Raw genomic sequence first — 16187 nt, forward strand, 5'->3', positions numbered from 1 at the left:
GGTTGAGGGTGATCGGACCGCTGCTCCCCCTGACCCTCGCTGCCGCTGTTCAGGCGCAGCCCGATTCGGCCGAGCGCCGCGACCTTGACCCACGCCTGATCGTCATCTTCGCGCCCAGCCGCAGCGATCCGAACCTTTTACGTCAGCGGGCGCTGCTCCGCCAATCGCAGCGCGGCATGGCAGAGCGCGACGTCCATGTGATCGAGGTGGTGGGCGACACCGTCGCCGGTGCGCACGACTATGCCGCCGCGCTCCGTCAGCGCTACGCGGTTCCGCGCGGCCGTTTCGGCGTCGTGCTCGTCGGCCGCGACGGCGGGGTCAAATTCCGGTCGGCCGAAGCCGTCGTGCCGATACGGATCGAGCGTATCATCGACGCAATGCCGATGCGCCTGCGCGAGATGTCGGGGCGCTGATCGGCGGCGGCCTGACGGATCGCTATTCGACCGAAGGCTGAGGCGCTTGGGCGCGCCACCGCCGGTCGATTCCGACATTCGCCGGAAGTTCGAACAGGCAACAACAGACAACTTTGTTGCAGCGCAGCGCCCCGCGGCTTAGCGCCCGTGCATGACCGGCGACTCGATCCTCAGGGGCATCGCCCTGCGCCTCCTCGCCGTTGCATTGCTGGCGACGATGGGCGCGCTGGTGAAGCTCGCCGAGACGCGCGGCGCGGGGCTCATCGAATCGATGTTCTTCCGGCAACTCTGGGCGCTGCCGGTCGTCATCCTGTGGCTCTGGCAGACGGACGGCGTCTGCACGATCCGCACGCAGCGGTTTCGCGCGCACGCCGGCCGAACCGCAGCGGGACTGGTCGGCATGACCGCCACCTTCGGCGTCCTCCATCTGCTGCCGCTGGCAGAGGCGACGACGTTTCAATTCACTGCGCCGCTCTTCGCCACCCTGCTGGGCGCGCTCTGGCTGCGTGAGCCGACGGGCATCCACCGCTGGAGCGCGGTTGCAGCGGGGTTTGTCGGCGTCCTCATCATCGTTCAGCCCGGCGGCCACGCCATCCCTCTCGCAGGGGCAGCGGTAGGCCTCGCCTCGGGCTTCATGATCGCCGTCATCTCGGTCCTGCTGCGCCAGATCGGTCGTACCGAAAGTGCGGGCACCACCGTGTTCTGGTTCTCGGCGCTGTCGGTACCGCCGCTCGGGCTGTTGTGGCTCACCGATCTGCGCGCGCACCCGGCCGAGATCTGGGCGATCCTGATCGCGATCGGCCTGATCGGCGGCGCAGGGCAGATCGCGCTGACTGCGGCGCTGCGCCATGCGCCGGTATCGGTCGTGGTGCCGATGGACTATTCGGCGCTCCTGTGGGCGACCTTGCTCGGCTGGCTGATCTTCGGCCAGTTCCCGTCGCCGGGCACCTGGATCGGCGCACCGATCCTGATCGGGTGCGGCATCTACATCGCCGTGCGCGAGCATCGCCGGCGCCTCGACAGCGCCCCGGCCGTCGCTCAGTCGAGCGGGTAGAGCGCCGCGGCGACCCAGCGCAACTCGGCGCGCAGCACGCCCCAGGCACGCGCGGCGGCCCGGCTGTCCATCGGCTCGAGCCCGACGCCCTTGGCCTCCAACGCCGTGACAAGCGTGCGTGGTGGCCGGACCAGCTTCGCGCCGGTGCCGAGGATGATGAACTCGGGCTGCGGGTCGATCGCGAACAGCGGACCAAGGTCGTCCTCGCCCAGCGCCTCGATCGGCGGCGGCGACCAGCCGTCGGCGCGGCGCGGCGTGATCGTCAGCCCCTCATAGATCCCGTCGTCCACGCGAAAACCGCGCCCGACGATGCCCGAGATCAGCGGCCCTTCGCCGCGCTGGTCGCGATCCATGCGCATGGCCAAGGCCTTAACGCTCGCGCGGGGCGACGCGCTCCGCATTGGCATTGGCGCCGACCGCCTTCTGGTCGAAACTGTCGGGCGACACGTTGAACTGGATCAGGATGCCGTTGCCGACGAACATCGAAGACCAGGTGCCGACAATGATGCCGAGCGCCATCGCCAGGCTGAAGCCAAAGATCACGTCCGGCCCGAAGAAAACAAGGACGAGCAGCGGCATGGTGATCGACACCGACGTCATGACCGTCCGCGACAGCGTTTCATTGATCGACAGGTTAAGGATCTCGACGATGCCCATCCGGCGAAATTTGCGCAGGTTCTCGCGCACGCGGTCGAAGATGACGATCTTGTCGTTGAGCGAATAGCCGATGATGGTGAGCAGCGCGGCGATCGTGTTGAGGTCGAACTCAAGCTGCGTCAGCGCGAAGAAGCCGAGCACCACGATCATGTCCTGCGCGAGTGCCAGCAGCGCGCCGACGCCGAACTGCCATTCGAACCGGAACCAGATATAGATGGCGATGGCGATCATCGCGAGGCCAAGCGCCAGCGCGCCCTTCTCGAACAGTTCGCCCGATACCTTGCCCGACACCGCCTCGACCGAGCCGACGCGCGCGCCGGGATAGGCCTGTTCGATGGTGTCGCGCAGCTTCTGCGCCGCCTGGCTCGCCGATTGCGGGGTCTCGTTCGCGGGCACGGGCAAGCGGATGGCGATGTCGCGCGGGCTGCCGAACTGCTGGATCGTCGATTCACCGACGCCCAGGCTGTCCACCCGTGCACGCAGCTGGTCGATCTCGACATCCTGCGAGAAGGTGACGCGGACGAGCTGGCCGCCGACGAAGTCGATGCCGAAATTGAGCCCCTTGGTCGCCAGCAGCGCGATGGAGGCGATCACCATCACCGTCGAAATGACCGCGGCGATCCGCCGGAACGCCATGAAGTCGATATTGGTGTTGTCGGGAACGAGCTTGAGCGGACGCATGGGATAGTTCCTCAGATCACCAGCTCGCGCGGACGCTTGGCAAGCCAGTTCGCGACCATCAGGCGGGTAAAGGTGACGGCGGTGAAGACCGAGGTGACGATGCCGATGATGAGCACGACGGCGAAGCCGCGCACCGGGCCGGCGCCGAACACGAACATCATCACCGCGGCGATCGCGTTGGTGACGTTGGCGTCGAAGATCGCCCGCGTCGCTTCCTTGTAGCCGAACTCGACCGCGGCATTGACGCTGCGCCCGCGCCGCCGCTCCTCGCGGATGCGCTCGTTGATGAGCACGTTGGCGTCGACCGCCGCGCCGATTGTCAGCACGAAGCCGGCGATGCCCGGCAGCGTCAGCGTCGCGTTGAAGAGTGCCATGACGCCCAGGATCATCAGCACGTTCACGACGAGGGCGATATTGGCGTAGATGCCGAAGCGCAGATAGGCGAACAGCATGAGGACGACGATCGCCAGCGTGCCGATGACGCCCGCGATCACGCCCGACTGGATCGAATCGGCGCCAAGCTCGGGGCTGATCGTCGATTCCTCGATCACCGACAGATCGACCGGCAGCTTGCCCGACCGCAGCGCGATCGCCAGCTGGTTGGCGCTCTCGACGGTGAACCCGCCCGAGATGCTCGCCGCGCCACCCAGAATCTGTTCGTTGATGTTGGGCGCCGAAATCACCGAATTGTCGACGATGATCGCGAACGGCTTGCCGACATTCTCCTGCGTCACTCGCGCGAAGCGGCGGCCGCCCTCCGAGTTGAAGCGGATGCCGACGATTGGCGCACCCGTCTGCGGATCGAACTCCTGACGCGCATCGGCGATCTGGTCGCCCGAGATGATCGTCGAGCGCCGGACCGCGATCGGCCCGCCGCTGGTCGGATAGGGCAACACCTGGCTGCCGATCGGCGCCTGCCCGCGGGCGAGCGCGGCGGGGTCGGCGGCAGTGTCAACCAGCTTGAACTCGAGCCGGGCGGTCTTGCCGAGCAATTCCTTCAGCGCCTGCGGGTCCTGAAGGCCGGGCACCTGAACGACGATGCGGTTCGATCCCTGGCGGATGATCGTCGGCTCTCGCGTGCCGAGCTCGTCGACGCGGCGGCGCACGACCTCGGTCGCGTCGACCATCGCCTGCTCGGTCGCTTGTGCAAGGCCGGCCTCGGTCGGCGTCATCGTGACGGTGTTGGTGTCGCGGACGGCAATGTCCCAGTCGCGCTGACCGGTGAGGCCCGCCCCCGCGGTCAGCGGCAGCAGCCGCTCGCGCACCGCGTCGATCTGGCCCGTGTCGCGAACCATGAAGCTGATCTGGCCGCCGCGCGTCGAGATGTCGCCGATCGCGATGCGCGGCGCGCGGCGCATCTCGCCCTGGATCGTGTCTCGCATCGTCTCGAGGCGCTGGTTGCGCACGTCGCTCGTCTGCGCCTCGAGCAGGATGTAGCTGCCCCCGGCCAGGTCGAGGCCGAGATTGACCTTGGGCAGGCGCTCCCATCCCGGCACCCGCGACCCGATCGAACCGGGCAACAGCGTCGGCACCGCCAGCAGCACGCCCACTACGACCGTGGCCCAGGTGAGCCACTTCTTCCACGAAGGAAAGTCGAGCATCAGTCGTTGGCCGGCTTGCCGCCCAGCGGCGTCACCTCGGCGATCGTCGCCTTGACCACGCGGACCCGGACGTTCGGCGCGATCTCGACCTCCAGATGCGCATCCTCGACGCGCGTCACCTTGCCGATCAGCCCGCCGGCGGTGACGACGGTGTCGCCCTTCTTTGTGTTGGCGATCGCCGTCTGCAGCGTCTTCATCCGCCGCTGCTGCGGGCGAATCATCAGGAAGTAGAAGGCGATGAAGATCAGGACGAGCGGCGCGATGCCGAGGATCTGACCGGCGACGCCGGGGGCTGCGGCGCCCGCGGATTGGGCAAAGGCTGGGCTTGCGAACATGATCGGGTCGATTGCGCCTGCGTTCAGGGGCGGGGCGACACGCCCCGTTTCCAAGCGGCGCGCGCTATCATGCGGCTAGGTCCCGCGCAACTATGCCCGCAAGGCCGCCACCCCCTTGCGCAGGCCCGGCGATCCGCGTAGAGGCGCGCGCTCGGTCGGGACGTAGCGCAGCCTGGTAGCGCATCACACTGGGGGTGTGGGGGTCGCAGGTTCGAATCCTGTCGTCCCGACCAACTTCATATAGCATCCCAAGGGCCATCCGGTGCCGCTTGTCGCCGCCCGGCTGCGGCCGTATCGTCGCACCGACGCGGATAGGGAGGCGTTCGACGCGCAAGCTCGGCCTGATCGCAATGGCGGCACTGCCACTCACCGCCCTGCCCGCGCATCCGCCGAAGACGCCGATGGTCAGCTGGGGCAAGGCAGGGGTCGCGTTCGACACCTACCGCGCCGATGCGGTCGAGTGCGGGCGCGCGGGCCATTTTCGCGACGTGTCGGATACCGAGGCTGCGAAGGTCTTTCGCGACGCCTCTCGCCGGCTGGAGGATAACGAGACCGCACTCGGCCTCGCCGCGCAGACCGGCGACCTGACCCGCGTCGGCAACATCAACGCCATGTCGCAACAGATCATCAGCGGCACCCGCCCGCGCGAGCGGATGCGCGAGGTGGCGGGGGTACTGAACGACACGGTGGCAGCGTGCCTAACGCAGCGCGGCTATGTGCGCTTCACGCTGACCGAGGCGCAGGAGAAGTCGCTGAAGGCGGACCCGGCCGGGACGGAGGCGCGACACCACTTCCTCCACGCGCTGGCGAGCGATGCAAAGGTGCTGGCGGTGCAGGCCAGCGCGAGCGCCACCTAGAAAGCCGCGCGTCCGTTAGGGGCAGGAAAGCGGACGTTAAAGGATCACACCTTCGCGATACGCCAGCTTCGCACTTCCACGCGCCTTGGCGCCACGTTTCGTGACTTCTAGGCTAACCTGCCGATCTATGCGGGTGAGAAGCGCCCCAAGGCAGTCATACTTCCTCATATCTGCGTCAGCATCAGTCTCGACACGAAGTTCCAGCCGGTCTGGGTCAGGCCCGAAGTTGCGAATTACGGCGTCTTGTCCGTAGAAGCGCTTTACCGCCTCCTTGATGAACTCTCCCTCGCCTTCCCGAAGAGGTGCGGGTGTCTTTGGAGGGACTGGCGGTGAAGCGATAGGCATTTGGGTATCTAACCTACAGACGAACGGCCGCTAATGGGCGTAAGCGGACAGGCTGCTCACGCCGCCTCGTTACCCGAACAGACGCCCCACGCTGCGCTCCAGCATCATCAGCTGCCACAGTGTCCGCCCGTGATCCGCGCGGCCCACCCTGTGCTCGCTCGCTAACGTCTCGATCGCCGCAGGTTCGAACCATGTCGCGAGGATTGGCGAACGCGCCAGTCCTGCCGCTTCCCCCGCCAGGGCGCCGCGGAACCAGGCGCTGACCGGGGTCACGAAGCCCATCTTGGGGCGATAGAGGATGTCGCGGGGCAGGTACGGCTCCATCGCCTTCTTCATCAGCCATTTGCCCTGCCCGCCCCGGATGCGCATCGCGGAGGGCAACGTCGCGGCGAACTCGATCAGGCGGTGGTCGAGGAGGGGCTCGCGCGCTTCCAGGCTGACAGCCATGCTCGTGCGGTCAATCTTGGTCAGAATGTCGCCGGGCAGCCAGTGCTTGAAATCGGCATATTGCGCGGCGTCGAGCGCGTCGCGGCCGGGCGCGGCCTTCATCGTCCGCCAGTAACGGAGTTCCGCCGCATGATCGCCGAGCGCGCGCATCATCGCATCGGTATAAAGCCGCGCGCGCAGCTCGGGCCGGGTGACGCCGACGCCCTTGGCATAGGCTGCGGCCCCGTCCTCGGCGAGCGCGAGCAGCGTCGTCTTGGCGCGCAGCGGCCGGGGTGCCCAATCAGCCTTGGGAAAGACCGCGCCCAGCGCCCCTGCCGCGCGGCGCAGCGGGCCGGGCAGCAGCCCCCGCACCCGCTCCTCGCCCGCATGGAAGCGGTAGCGGCGGTAGCCCGCCATCGCCTCGTCAGCGCCATCGCCCGACAGCGCGACCGTCACCTCTGCGCGAGCGAGCTCGCAGACACGATAGGTGGCGAGCGCGGAGGCATCGGCGAAGGGCTCGTCGAAGGCGGCGACCAGCGTGTCGATCAGCGCGAAATCGTCGGCGGCGACCACGCGCTCGCGGTGATCGGTGGCGAAGCGGCGGGCGATGGTGGTGGCGTGCGAGCGCTCGTCATGCCCCGCCTCGTCGAAGCCGATCGTGCAGGTCTTGACCGCGTGCTTCGAGACCTCGGCCATCAGCGCGACCACGGCCGAGCTGTCGACGCCGCCCGACAGGAAGGCGCCCAGCGGCACATCGGCGACCATGCGGCTCCGCACGCCCACGCGCAGGTGCTCGGTCAGTTCGGCGGCGAGGTCGGCGGCGCTGCCCTTCGCGCGGTTCGAGAAGTCGACGTCCCACCACTGGCGCGGTTGCGGCACGGGCTTGCCGCGCTCGATGAGAAGGAAGTGCCCGGCGGGCAGCTTCTTCACCCCCGCGACGATGCACGCGTCGTCGGGCACGTAGCCGAGGCCCATGAAATCCTCGATCGCGGTGGCGTCGAGTTCGCGCCGAACCAGAGGATGCGCGAGCAGACCCTTGAGTTCGCTCGCAAAGGCGATCGCGCCGTCGGCCAGCTCGACATGGTGGAGCGGCTTCACCCCCATCCGGTCGCGCCCGAGGAACAGCGTCTGCGTGCGTGCATCGTGGATGGCAAAGGCGAACATGCCATTGAGGCGCGGCAACAGGTCCGGCCCCCAGGCGCGCCAGCCATGGAGCAGCACCTCGGTATCGCCGGCGGTGCGAAACCGCGCGCCCTTGGCCTCCAGCTCGGCGCGGACCTCGGCGAAATTGTAGATCTCGCCGTTATAGGTGACGGTGATGTCGCCGTCGTCGGTCGCCATCGGCTGACGCCCGCCCGCGAGGTCGATGATCGACAGGCGGCGATGGCCGAAGCCGACGCCCGGCGCGGTCCAGATGCCCGACCCGTCAGGCCCCCGATGCGCGAGCGCGTCGCACATCGCGGCGATGCGGCCGGGCTCGACGGGCTTGGGCGTGCCGGGGTAGAACAGCCCCGCGATGCCGCACATCCCCCTAGCGCCTGCCCGCGGCGCGGTCGGCCAGCGCCTCGACGGGACCGAGCGTCGCCAGGAAGCGCTCGATCGTCGCGCGCGTGTCCTGCGATCCCCGCTTCTCCACCGACACCAGCACTGCGACCGCGGCCGGATCGCCCCCCGTCATTTTCACGCGCAACGTCTCCAGCTTCACCCGCTTCGGGTCACCGGTCAGGATAGAGCCGATGCACAGCCAGGTCACGACCTCGCGCTCGACCGGGCCGGCATGGACGATCCGCATCGCCGCGCCGCCTTGCAGCGGCGCGAGGTCGGCGACGCGCAGCCACGGACCGTGCTCGACGATCGGGCCGATGTCGAAGCCGACGATTTCCTTCCCCTCGCGCTGGCTTGCCTGCACCGCGATGGCGAGATCGACGGTGGCGCCTGACGCATCGGCATAGCGGCCGATCAGGAAATGGTCAGCGCCGGGATAGCTGGGCGTCCAAGGGGCCAGCGGGTCAATCGGCACGCGGCGCCAGCCGGGCAGTTGCGGCAGCTCTATCCGCGTAGGCAGCGCCGCCGCGCGGGCGTCGATCGCATGCGCCCAGCCCGCCGCCGCCACCGCGATGCCGAGCGACGCGCCAGCCACCGGCAGCAGCGCGGCGGCGAACCGCGGTGCCCTTTGCAACGTGGCGGGATCGAACCAAGTCGTGTCGACATCCCGGTCGAACCACGGCCAGGCGAGCGCAATCACCAGCGCCATCACCAGCCCGAAGAACACCCAGCCATAGACGATATGGTCGAAGCCCGTCGCCGCCTCGACCGAGGTGAGGTGCGCGGCATAGATCGTCCCCCATGCCCGCAAGCCGTTGGCCAGCACCGGCATGGCGAGCGCGAAGGCGACGAAGGCGATCCGGCGCGGCCATGTTCGGAAACACACATTCGCCGCCAGCACCGCGAAGGCGAGCATGGCGAGGACGAAGCGTGCGCCCGAGCACTCCTCCGCCACCTCGAACACGCCGTCAGGGGTGACGATCAGCACGCCGTCATAGGTGGCGGGCACGCCGGTCAGGACCAGCAGCGGCATCACCTGACGCACTGTCAGGTCCTGCAGCGGCGCCTCGATCGACTGACCGAAGGGCACGAGGAAGAAGAGCCAGCCGAGCGGAAAGGCGAGTGCGCGGGCCACATTGGGGCCGAGGGTCGCGATCGCGCTTCCCTGCATCATGACGATGAGGCCGAGGTGCCGCAGCACCGCCACCCCCGCCGCCGCGCCAATGAGCCAGGCGAGCGCGCCGCCCGCGACGACAATCAGCCCCGGCCACCAGCCAGTCGGCGTAAGCTGCACCAGTCCCTCGCGCCGCTGCCAGACCAGCCAGGCGAAGATCGGTAGGACGAGCAGGCAATGGCCGAACGTCTCCGAGTTCCAGTAGATGCCGGCGAGGTCGGCAACGTCGCGGTGGAACAGCAGCGCGAGCGCCGCCACGACGAGCCCCAGCAGCCCGCCGTGCCGCCGCCATACGCTCTCGAACGGCACCGAGCGTCCGACCGCCAGCACGCTCATGCCGCCACCCGCCGTTCGACCGGCCGGTCGAGCACCGCATCGAGCGCGGCGAGGCGTGCGGCCCAGCCATAACGATCCTCGACGCAGGCGCGCGCCGCCCTGCCCTGCGCCGCCGCCGCATCGCGATCGGCGAGCAGCGCAAGAATGCGCTCGGCAAAGGCATCTGCATCGCCCGCCACCGACAGCGTGCCGCGATGCTCGATCCCCTCGGCCGCCACTGTTGAGGCAACGATCGGGCGGGCCAACGCCATCGCCTCCAGCACCTTGTTCTGCACGCCGCGCGCGGTGAGGAGCGGTGCGACGACCACGGGCGCGGCAGCAAGCCAGGGGCGCACGTCGGCGACCGCGCCCGTCACGCGCACCCACTCGCCCGCCAGCGCGCGCACCGCTTTGGCAGGCGCCCGGCCGACGATGTTGAACGGCAGGTCGATGCCGCGCGCGGCGAGGCGCGGCATCACCTCGCCCGCGAACCAGCACGCCGCCTCGACATTGGGCGCATAGTCCATCTGGCCGGTGAAGGTGACGCCCGGCACCGCGGCCGAGCGGTCGAACGCCCCGGCGGGATCGAAGAACGCCGTGTCGATGCCGTTCTCCACCACCGTCACGCGCGGCGCGGCGCCGCCGGCGCGGAACAGCGCCGCCTCCGCCTCGCTCACGAACAGGCTGGCGTCGACGCGGGCGGCGATCTCGTGCTCGAAGGCGCCGAGCAGTCGTGCCTCGCGCGCCATCACCCACGCCATCGGCGGCGTGCCCGCGGCGGCGTAGGAGGTGAACTTGGCGCTGTCGACGTCGCAGAAGTCCATCACGATGCGAGCATCCGTGACGGTCGGCAGATACTGAGCCATCTGGCCCGAAAAGACGAAAATCGTGTCGATCGCCTCGCGCGCCAGCACCGCGCGCACGCGCTCGGCGACGCCGGCGTCGGCGAAGGCGGCGACCGAGATCGGCCGCCCGCTCGCCAGCGCCTCCAGCCCCGCTCGCCATTGCGGCTTGCCGCGCCAGGTGACGTGATGGCTGGCGCAGACCTCGCCCAGCACAGCGTCATGGCCCAGGTCGGCAGGGTCGTCGGCAAAGGTGACGAGGTGGACCGGGCCTCTTGCGGCCATGTGACGCAGCAGGTGCCAACCGCGGATCTTGTCGCCGCGATCGGGCGGGTACGGCACCCGATGCGCGAGGAACAGCGTGCCCCCCATCAGCCCAGCCCGCGCGCGATCAGCGGTCCGAGGAGATTCGCGACGGGCAGCGGCAGCTTCTTCCACAGCTCCGTCTTGCGCGCATATTTGGGGTCGAGCGGATTGACCGTTCGCGGCGGCGAGCCGTCGAGCGTGCGCCGCCAATAGGTGAGTGGCCGCGACGGGTAACCGAGATTCTTCTTGAACGCCGCCGGCCCGGTCCCCGCCTTCGATCGGCCGAGGTCAAGGCGGCGGCAGCCGCGGTCGAGCGCGTGACATGCGTAGGCATAGAACATGCGCTCGTTTGCGCGCAGCTCGCGCGCCTCGCGGATGCCGCCGCCCCAGAAGGGATACATGGTGCCGCCCCAATAGACGCTGAGCGTCGAGGCGACAGGGCGATCGCCCTGCCACACCGTCAGGATGTCGGCACGCTCGCCCAGTTCGTCGAGCATCGCCGCGAACAGCGCGCGCGGGAAGACGGGCGTGCCCAGATTGCGCACCGATTCCGAATAAGCGCGGTAATGGGCCGCGCGGTCCCGGTCGCCGCGGCCGACCGTCACGATCAGATCGTTGGCGAACGCCTTGCGCACCTCGGCGCGCTGCTTGCGCGGGATCGCCTGCAATTCGGTGTCGTGATCGGCGGTCAGGTCGCGCACGAAGCCCAGATAGGTGGTGTCGTCACGCGTCCACCCCTCGCCCGCGACCTCGCCGCCGCGCAGTTCAAGCGTCGGCGTGCCCAGCCGCTGCGCCAGCGCCCACCCAGCTGCCTCGAGCGCTGCGCGCGCCGCGGGATCGCTCGCGACGATCCCGCCCTCGACGGCGAAGCCGACCGAGGTCAGCGAGCGGCCGACCACGGGCGAGCGGATGTCGATCAGCGGCAATACCCCCGCGACCATGCCGCCGCGCTCGGCGAGCAGATAACGCGCGCGCTGGCCGCAGCCGCGCACGACCGCGCGGCTCCATCCCGGCAGCTGAAAGGGTGTGCTGCCCGCGGCTTCGTGCAGGAACGCCTCGATCGCCGCGCAGTCGCGTGCTCCGCGAAGGTCGGCCTCGCGTACGGCGAGCATCGGCAGGGCGAAGGGCGCGTTCATGACAGCGCCGCGGCCGCGCGCGCCGCCACCGCATCGGCCCGCCCCCAGGCGTGACCGGCGCACAGCCGCCTGAGCTTGCCCGCCATCGCGCCGAGCCGGCTGTAATGGCGGATGCGCGACTTGAGCGGCGCTTGGCGCACGCGCGGCTGGTGCGGGTCGATCTCCCATGGGTGGAAATAGAAGATTGCGGGATCGCCGGCGGCGTTGGACCGCACGATCGCCCTTTCGACGACGCTCGACGGCAAGAGGCGGAAGAAGCCGCCGCCCGCCGTCACCTCGCGCCCCAGCACCTTGGCCAGGGTGACGGGCATCTCGATCAGCGGACAGCCGGGCAGCGGGCGAAAGGCGCGCCTCGGCGCATCGGGCCAGCCATAATGATCGTGCGCGAGCGGCGCGATCGACGAGGAATAGGCATAGCCCGCCTCCGCCAGCACCGCGTGCGCCCACGGCGTACGCGCGTCGAACGAGAAGCTCGGCGCGCGATAGCCCGTCACCTTCTGCCCCCCGGCATCCTCCAGCGCGGCGCGCGCGCGGGCAAGGTCGTCGCGGAACTGGTCGGGGGTAAAGGTGAAGACGCGATCGTGACCCCAGCCATGGCTGGCGATTTCGTGCCCGGCCTCGACGATCCGGCGGATGAGCGCCGGATAATGATGCGCCACCCAGCCGAGCGTGAAGAAGGTCGCCTTGACTCCCGCCGCCTCGAACAGCGCGAGCACCGCATCGGTATTCGCCTCGACCCGGTGCTGAAGCCGCGGCCAATCGGCCTTGTCGATCACCCGCTCGAACGCGCCAACCTGGAACCAGTCCTCGACATCGACCGACATGATGTTGGTCGGGCCGGGGCGGAGCGAGCGGTCGTGATACATGCGCCGGGTTCCCGCTCAGGCGGCCGAGCCGCGCAGCATCGTCTTGTCGGGGCGCGCGTCGTTTTCCACCCAGTCGACCAGCAGCGTCAGAACGCGGCGCAGCGCCGCATCCTGTGCCTCCAGCCGTTCCTCAAGCTCGGCCACCCGGCGCTCGAGCATCGAGTCGGTGGGCAGCGGCTGCGACGGCGGCGGCGGCGGCCCCTCGGCGCGGATCGGGCGCGCGGCGGCGTCGAGCGGGCGTACGACCGGCTCGGGCAGTGGCGCGGGCGGCGCCATGTCTGCGTCGAGCTCGGCAGTGACGACCTCGACATCGCGCGCACCGAAGCGCTCGATACCCTCGATCGCACCATGCAGCATCAGCCGCGCTGCGAGCTGATTGAGCCGGCGCGGCACCCCACCCGACCAAACATGGAGCGCCGCGATTGCCCCCTCGTCGAACGACGGACGACCGTCCCAGCCCACGACCTTCAGCCGGTGGATCAGATAGGCCTCGACCTCCTCCACGCCCATCGGGTCGAGGTGGTGCATCGCGATCACCCGCTGGCGCAACTGCTCGAGGCTGCCGGCACCGTGCAGGACGTGGCGGAACTCGGGCTGGCCGAGCAGGAAGATCTGGAGCAGCGGATAGCCGCCCGCCTGGAAGTTGGAGAGCATGCGCAGCTCCTCCAGGCTGTCGACGGGCAACGACTGCGCCTCGTCGACGATCAGGAGGGTGCGCTTGCCGCCGCGCGCGACGGCGTGCAACCCGCGCTCGATCGCGCCGAGAAGCTGCGCCTTGGGCTGGCTGGCGGCAATGCCGAGGCCCGCGGCGACGAGGCCGAGCAGGTCGGCGGCATCGACCTGGGTCGAGACGATCTGGATGACGTGCAGTCGCTCGCGGTCGATCCGCCCCATCAGGTGGCCGACCAGCGTCGTCTTGCCCGCGCCCGGATCGCCGGTGATGACGATGAAGCCCTCACCCTGCGCCAGGCCGTAGCCCAGATACGCCATCGCCTTGCGATGCGTCGCGGTATCGAACCAGAAGCCCGGATCGGGCGTCAGCTGAAAGGGTCGTCCCGTCAGCCCGTAATGCGTGTCGTACATCGCCGCCCCCGTCAGAACCGATAGCCGAGGCCGATGAGCGCCTGCGCAACCACGTCGGCGTCGCTCAGCGACTGATCGGATACATAGATACCTGCCGACGCGACCCCGTCGAGACGGCCCCAATTGCGATAATAGGCGCCAGTCGCGCCCGCGCCGCGCGTCTCGAACCCGCCGAGCCCCGCGCGATACCAGTTGTAGAAGACGTCGGCGGTCACCCCCGAATTGCCGTCGAGCTGACGCGAGGCGAAGGCCTGGATATAGGCGCTCTCGTCCTCCAGTCCCGAGACGTTGACGCCCGGCGCGTCGTCGGGCGCGAAGAAGCGGCGATTGGCATAGCCCGCCCCTGCCCCCAGCCGCAGCTGCCCTCGCGTCACCGCATAGACCGCGTCGATGCCGCGCGCCCGGTAATTGGCGGTAGAGATCGACTGGAACACCGAATTGAGGCAGCCGCCCGCCGCACCGCCGTCGCTGCCGAAGATGCAGCCGTTATAGGCATTGCCGCCGCCGTTGAACGGATTGGTGAAGCTGGTTGGCAGCGCCGAGATGCCGTCGCCCAGCTGTCGTCCGAAGCTCTGCACACTGTCATAGACGACGACCTGAAGCGCGTCGGTGCCGTTCATCTGCCACGAAAGGCTGCCGGTGCCGCTGAACGTGCCGTACCGCTCGCCCAGATGGACCTCCAGCGTGGTGCGCGGGCTCGGCCGCCAGACGACACCGGCGTCGTAGAAGACCCCGTCAATATCGTAGGCGAGGCGGCGCGGCGAGCCTTCATCGGTGACGAAACGGCCATTGCCGTCGATCGCGATGTTGCCGTTGCCGTCGACCAGAGGGTCGCGCTGGCTGATCTGGATGCGCTCATATCCCACACCCGCGGTCAGCGCGAGCGTGCCCGACACCGGCAGCACGACGTCGCCGCGCCCGAAATACCCTTCATAGCGCTGGTCGAGCTGCCCGGCATCCTCGCGCTCATACTGCCCCGAGAGGGTGAACCCGATGGGCAGGTAGGTGCCCGCGCGCGTCCCAAGGCTGGCGGTGACGAGGTGGGTGAGCGAGTCGTCGTAATAGTCGAGCCGGGGCTGGCCGGGCAGCAGCCCGACGCCGCTGTCCGGCACCTCGACCTTGGTATAGCCGACGCGATAGGCCGCGTTGAAGCCGAACTGGTCGATCTGCCGGGTGACCGTCGGCCCGCCATAAACGCCATAGAGCTGGCTGATATTGGCGACGTTGCCGACCAGCAGGCCCGGCGCCGCGCCGCGGATATCGCTGCGCGCGCGCGTCGCGATGCCGCCCACCTCGAAGCCGAGGCTCGGCGTGACCTGGGTGGATAGCCGGGCCAGACCGGTGTGGATGCTCGTATCGGCAAGGTCATCGTCCCAGGCGAAACGATACTCGTAATTATAGCTGAGCTGCGCCTGGGTCCGCCGCGTCTGGATCGTCGCGTCGATGCCCGCCTGCGCGCTCGTATAGGTCAGCGCATCGTCGCCGTTGCTCAGGTCGGCGATCAGCACCTGGCTGAGGTTGATGTAGGGCGAGACGTCGACTCGCGGTGCGTCGCCGCCCGGCCGATCCTGCGCCGCGGCCGGCGCGGCGATGCCGCAGGCCAGCGCCGTCGCGGCGAGAAAAGTCGCGCGCATCACGCCTCGCTCCCATAAGCATAATAGTCGCCGTAGCGGTTGCCGCCCGGCCGCAAGGACACCGAATTGAGGACCAGCGACACGCGCTCGCAGGCACCGAGCTGTCCGACCGCCTCACGCAGGTCGCTCTCGCTCGTCCGGTCGGCGCGCACCACGAGCATCACCTGACCCACCAGCCCGGCGAGCACGCCGGCGGGGCTCGCCGCCAGCACCGGCGGCGAGTCGAACAGGACGATGCGGCGCGGATTGGCGCGGGCAAGGCCGCCGATCACCTGCCGAGCGGCGCCAGAGGCCAGCAGCTCGGTGTCCGCATGGCCGCGCGTACCGGCGCGCAGAATCTGGAGCTGGGGGATGTCGGTGTCGAGGACGAGGCCCTCGACGTCGAGCGCCGGATCGCCGATCGCGTCGAGCAGGCCCGGACCGTCATCGAAGCCGAGCACGCGCGGAACATCGGGCTTGGCGACATCGGCATCGACCAGCAGCACCTCGACATCGCGCTCGGCGGCGAGGCTGAGCGCGAGGTTGGTAGCGGAGAAGGTCTTGCCGTCGCCCGGCCGCGCCGAGCAGACGAGGATCGCGCGCGCCTTGACCGCGTCGGTCGTCGCCGCCTCGTCGGCGGCGAGCAGCAGCTGGCGCTTGATGAGGCGGAACTCCTCGGCAAGCGGCGTCACCGCCGCGCCGGGCACCAGCATCCCGCGCTCGACCAGCCGTTCGCGGTCGATCGCCACGCGCTCGCGCGTTACGGGCAGCGGCGCGAAAGCCGGCGTTTCGGCCGCCGGCGCGGGCTCGGAGGGTAACGGAACCGGGTCGTGCCGCGGCGCGGCGACGGGCGGCGGCGGCGCATAGTCGAACCAGTCGCTGGCGCGCTCGAGCAGCGAGGCCCTTGGCGGGCGGTTGGGATCGGCGGCGGTCATGTT

General features: G+C 69.3%; 15 protein-coding genes and 1 tRNA gene. 4 read left to right on the forward strand and 12 right to left on the reverse strand.

The annotated features are described in order from the left end of the window. Positions 1 to 8: 8 nt before the first annotated feature. Both COC42_RS04025 and COC42_RS04030 read left to right on the forward strand, forming a co-directional pair. Positions 9 to 413, forward strand: a complete 405-nt coding sequence (locus COC42_RS04025; protein WP_176484552.1) for a DUF4174 domain-containing protein — start codon at positions 9 to 11, stop codon at positions 411 to 413. Positions 414 to 564: 151 nt separating this feature from the next. Continuing rightward, on the forward strand, positions 565 to 1467 hold the full coding sequence (locus tag COC42_RS04030) for a DMT family transporter (protein ID WP_096341951.1): 903 nt from the start codon (positions 565 to 567) through the stop codon (positions 1465 to 1467). Here the strand turns inward: COC42_RS04030 and COC42_RS04035 are convergent. Genes COC42_RS04035 through yajC form a run of 4 tightly spaced genes read right to left on the reverse strand, consistent with a single transcriptional unit; the run spans position 1452 to position 4741 of the window. Next, the gene (locus tag COC42_RS04035; RefSeq protein WP_096341952.1) at positions 1452 to 1826 is read right to left on the reverse strand and encodes an Mth938-like domain-containing protein; all 375 of its coding nucleotides are present in this window, start codon (positions 1824 to 1826) and stop codon (positions 1452 to 1454) included. The genes COC42_RS04030 and COC42_RS04035 overlap by 16 nt on opposite strands. A 10-nt stretch (positions 1827 to 1836) precedes the next feature. Beyond that, positions 1837 to 2805 (reverse strand): protein translocase subunit SecF, encoded by a 969-nt coding sequence (gene secF, locus COC42_RS04040; protein ID WP_096341953.1) that lies wholly within the window; start codon positions 2803 to 2805, stop codon positions 1837 to 1839. Between the two features lie 11 nt (positions 2806 to 2816). Then, positions 2817 to 4406 (reverse strand): protein translocase subunit SecD, encoded by a 1590-nt coding sequence (secD, locus tag COC42_RS04045; RefSeq protein ID WP_096341954.1) that lies wholly within the window; start codon positions 4404 to 4406, stop codon positions 2817 to 2819. Beyond that, entirely contained in the window at positions 4406 to 4741 is a 336-nt protein-coding gene (yajC, locus tag COC42_RS04050; protein ID WP_096343082.1) for a preprotein translocase subunit YajC, read from the reverse strand. Before yajC ends, secD begins: the two co-directional genes overlap by 1 nt. A gap of 156 nt (positions 4742 to 4897) precedes the next feature. Between yajC and COC42_RS04055 the strand changes: the two genes are divergently transcribed. Both COC42_RS04055 and COC42_RS04060 read left to right on the forward strand, forming a co-directional pair. Further along, positions 4898 to 4974, forward strand: a tRNA-Pro gene (locus COC42_RS04055). Positions 4975 to 5091: 117 nt separating this feature from the next. Next, entirely contained in the window at positions 5092 to 5598 is a 507-nt protein-coding gene (locus tag COC42_RS04060) for a hypothetical protein (RefSeq protein WP_096341955.1), read from the forward strand. Positions 5599 to 6012: 414 nt separating this feature from the next. On the opposite strand, the gene COC42_RS04065 is transcribed toward COC42_RS04060, so the two are convergent. From COC42_RS04065 to COC42_RS04100, 8 genes are read right to left on the reverse strand one after another with little or no spacing between them, the layout of a single operon-like run. Continuing rightward, entirely contained in the window at positions 6013 to 7896 is a 1884-nt protein-coding gene (locus COC42_RS04065) for an XrtA/PEP-CTERM system amidotransferase (RefSeq protein ID WP_096341956.1), read from the reverse strand. 4 nt (positions 7897 to 7900) lie between these two features. Beyond that, positions 7901 to 9424: an exosortase A gene (gene xrtA / locus COC42_RS04070; RefSeq protein WP_096341957.1), complete on the reverse strand. Its 1524-nt coding sequence runs from the start codon at positions 9422 to 9424 to the stop codon at positions 7901 to 7903. Beyond that, on the reverse strand, positions 9421 to 10617 hold the full coding sequence (locus COC42_RS04075) for a TIGR03087 family PEP-CTERM/XrtA system glycosyltransferase (RefSeq protein WP_096341958.1): 1197 nt from the start codon (positions 10615 to 10617) through the stop codon (positions 9421 to 9423). The genes xrtA and COC42_RS04075 overlap by 4 nt, the downstream gene beginning before the upstream one ends. Continuing rightward, the gene (locus COC42_RS04080) at positions 10617 to 11687 is read right to left on the reverse strand and encodes a FemAB family XrtA/PEP-CTERM system-associated protein (RefSeq protein WP_096343083.1); all 1071 of its coding nucleotides are present in this window, start codon (positions 11685 to 11687) and stop codon (positions 10617 to 10619) included. The genes COC42_RS04075 and COC42_RS04080 overlap by 1 nt, the downstream gene beginning before the upstream one ends. Further along, on the reverse strand, positions 11684 to 12553 hold the full coding sequence (locus tag COC42_RS04085; RefSeq protein ID WP_245843831.1) for an XrtA system polysaccharide deacetylase: 870 nt from the start codon (positions 12551 to 12553) through the stop codon (positions 11684 to 11686). The genes COC42_RS04080 and COC42_RS04085 overlap by 4 nt, the downstream gene beginning before the upstream one ends. A 15-nt stretch (positions 12554 to 12568) precedes the next feature. Then, positions 12569 to 13636: an ExeA family protein gene (locus COC42_RS04090; protein WP_096341959.1), complete on the reverse strand. Its 1068-nt coding sequence runs from the start codon at positions 13634 to 13636 to the stop codon at positions 12569 to 12571. Positions 13637 to 13647: 11 nt separating this feature from the next. Continuing rightward, a complete protein-coding gene (locus COC42_RS04095) occupies positions 13648 to 15270 on the reverse strand; it encodes a hypothetical protein (RefSeq protein WP_245843833.1) in 1623 nt (540 codons plus the stop codon). Next, positions 15270 to 16184, reverse strand: a complete 915-nt coding sequence (locus tag COC42_RS04100; RefSeq protein WP_096343086.1) for a P-loop NTPase — start codon at positions 16182 to 16184, stop codon at positions 15270 to 15272. The genes COC42_RS04095 and COC42_RS04100 overlap by 1 nt, the downstream gene beginning before the upstream one ends. Between the last annotated feature and the right edge of the window lie 3 nt (positions 16185 to 16187).

The organism is Sphingomonas spermidinifaciens (assembly GCF_002351485.1).
Taxonomy (GTDB): domain Bacteria; phylum Pseudomonadota; class Alphaproteobacteria; order Sphingomonadales; family Sphingomonadaceae; genus Sphingomonas; species Sphingomonas spermidinifaciens.

Bases quoted from the DNA above. Each gene is read 5' to 3' on its own strand.
- COC42_RS04030 (WP_096341951.1), top strand. From the start codon at position 565: ATGACCGGCGACTCGATCCTCAGGGGCATCGCCCTGCGCCTCCTCGCC.
- COC42_RS04060 (WP_096341955.1), top strand. From the start codon at position 5,092: ATGGCGGCACTGCCACTCACCGCCCTGCCCGCGCATCCGCCGAAGACG.
- COC42_RS04090 (WP_096341959.1), bottom strand. From the start codon at position 13,636: ATGTACGACACGCATTACGGGCTGACGGGACGACCCTTTCAGCTGACG.
- COC42_RS04100 (WP_096343086.1), bottom strand. From the start codon at position 16,184: ATGACCGCCGCCGATCCCAACCGCCCGCCAAGGGCCTCGCTGCTCGAG.
- secD (WP_096341954.1), bottom strand. From the start codon at position 4,406: ATGCTCGACTTTCCTTCGTGGAAGAAGTGGCTCACCTGGGCCACGGTC.
- COC42_RS04035 (WP_096341952.1), bottom strand. From the start codon at position 1,826: ATGCGCATGGATCGCGACCAGCGCGGCGAAGGGCCGCTGATCTCGGGC.
- xrtA (WP_096341957.1), bottom strand. From the start codon at position 9,424: ATGAGCGTGCTGGCGGTCGGACGCTCGGTGCCGTTCGAGAGCGTATGG.
- COC42_RS04095 (WP_245843833.1), bottom strand. From the start codon at position 15,270: ATGCGCGCGACTTTTCTCGCCGCGACGGCGCTGGCCTGCGGCATCGCC.
- COC42_RS04075 (WP_096341958.1), bottom strand. From the start codon at position 10,617: ATGGGGGGCACGCTGTTCCTCGCGCATCGGGTGCCGTACCCGCCCGAT.
- secF (WP_096341953.1), bottom strand. From the start codon at position 2,805: ATGCGTCCGCTCAAGCTCGTTCCCGACAACACCAATATCGACTTCATG.
- COC42_RS04080 (WP_096343083.1), bottom strand. From the start codon at position 11,687: ATGAACGCGCCCTTCGCCCTGCCGATGCTCGCCGTACGCGAGGCCGAC.
- COC42_RS04065 (WP_096341956.1), bottom strand. From the start codon at position 7,896: ATGTGCGGCATCGCGGGGCTGTTCTACCCCGGCACGCCCAAGCCCGTC.
- yajC (WP_096343082.1), bottom strand. From the start codon at position 4,741: ATGTTCGCAAGCCCAGCCTTTGCCCAATCCGCGGGCGCCGCAGCCCCC.
- COC42_RS04085 (WP_245843831.1), bottom strand. From the start codon at position 12,553: ATGTATCACGACCGCTCGCTCCGCCCCGGCCCGACCAACATCATGTCG.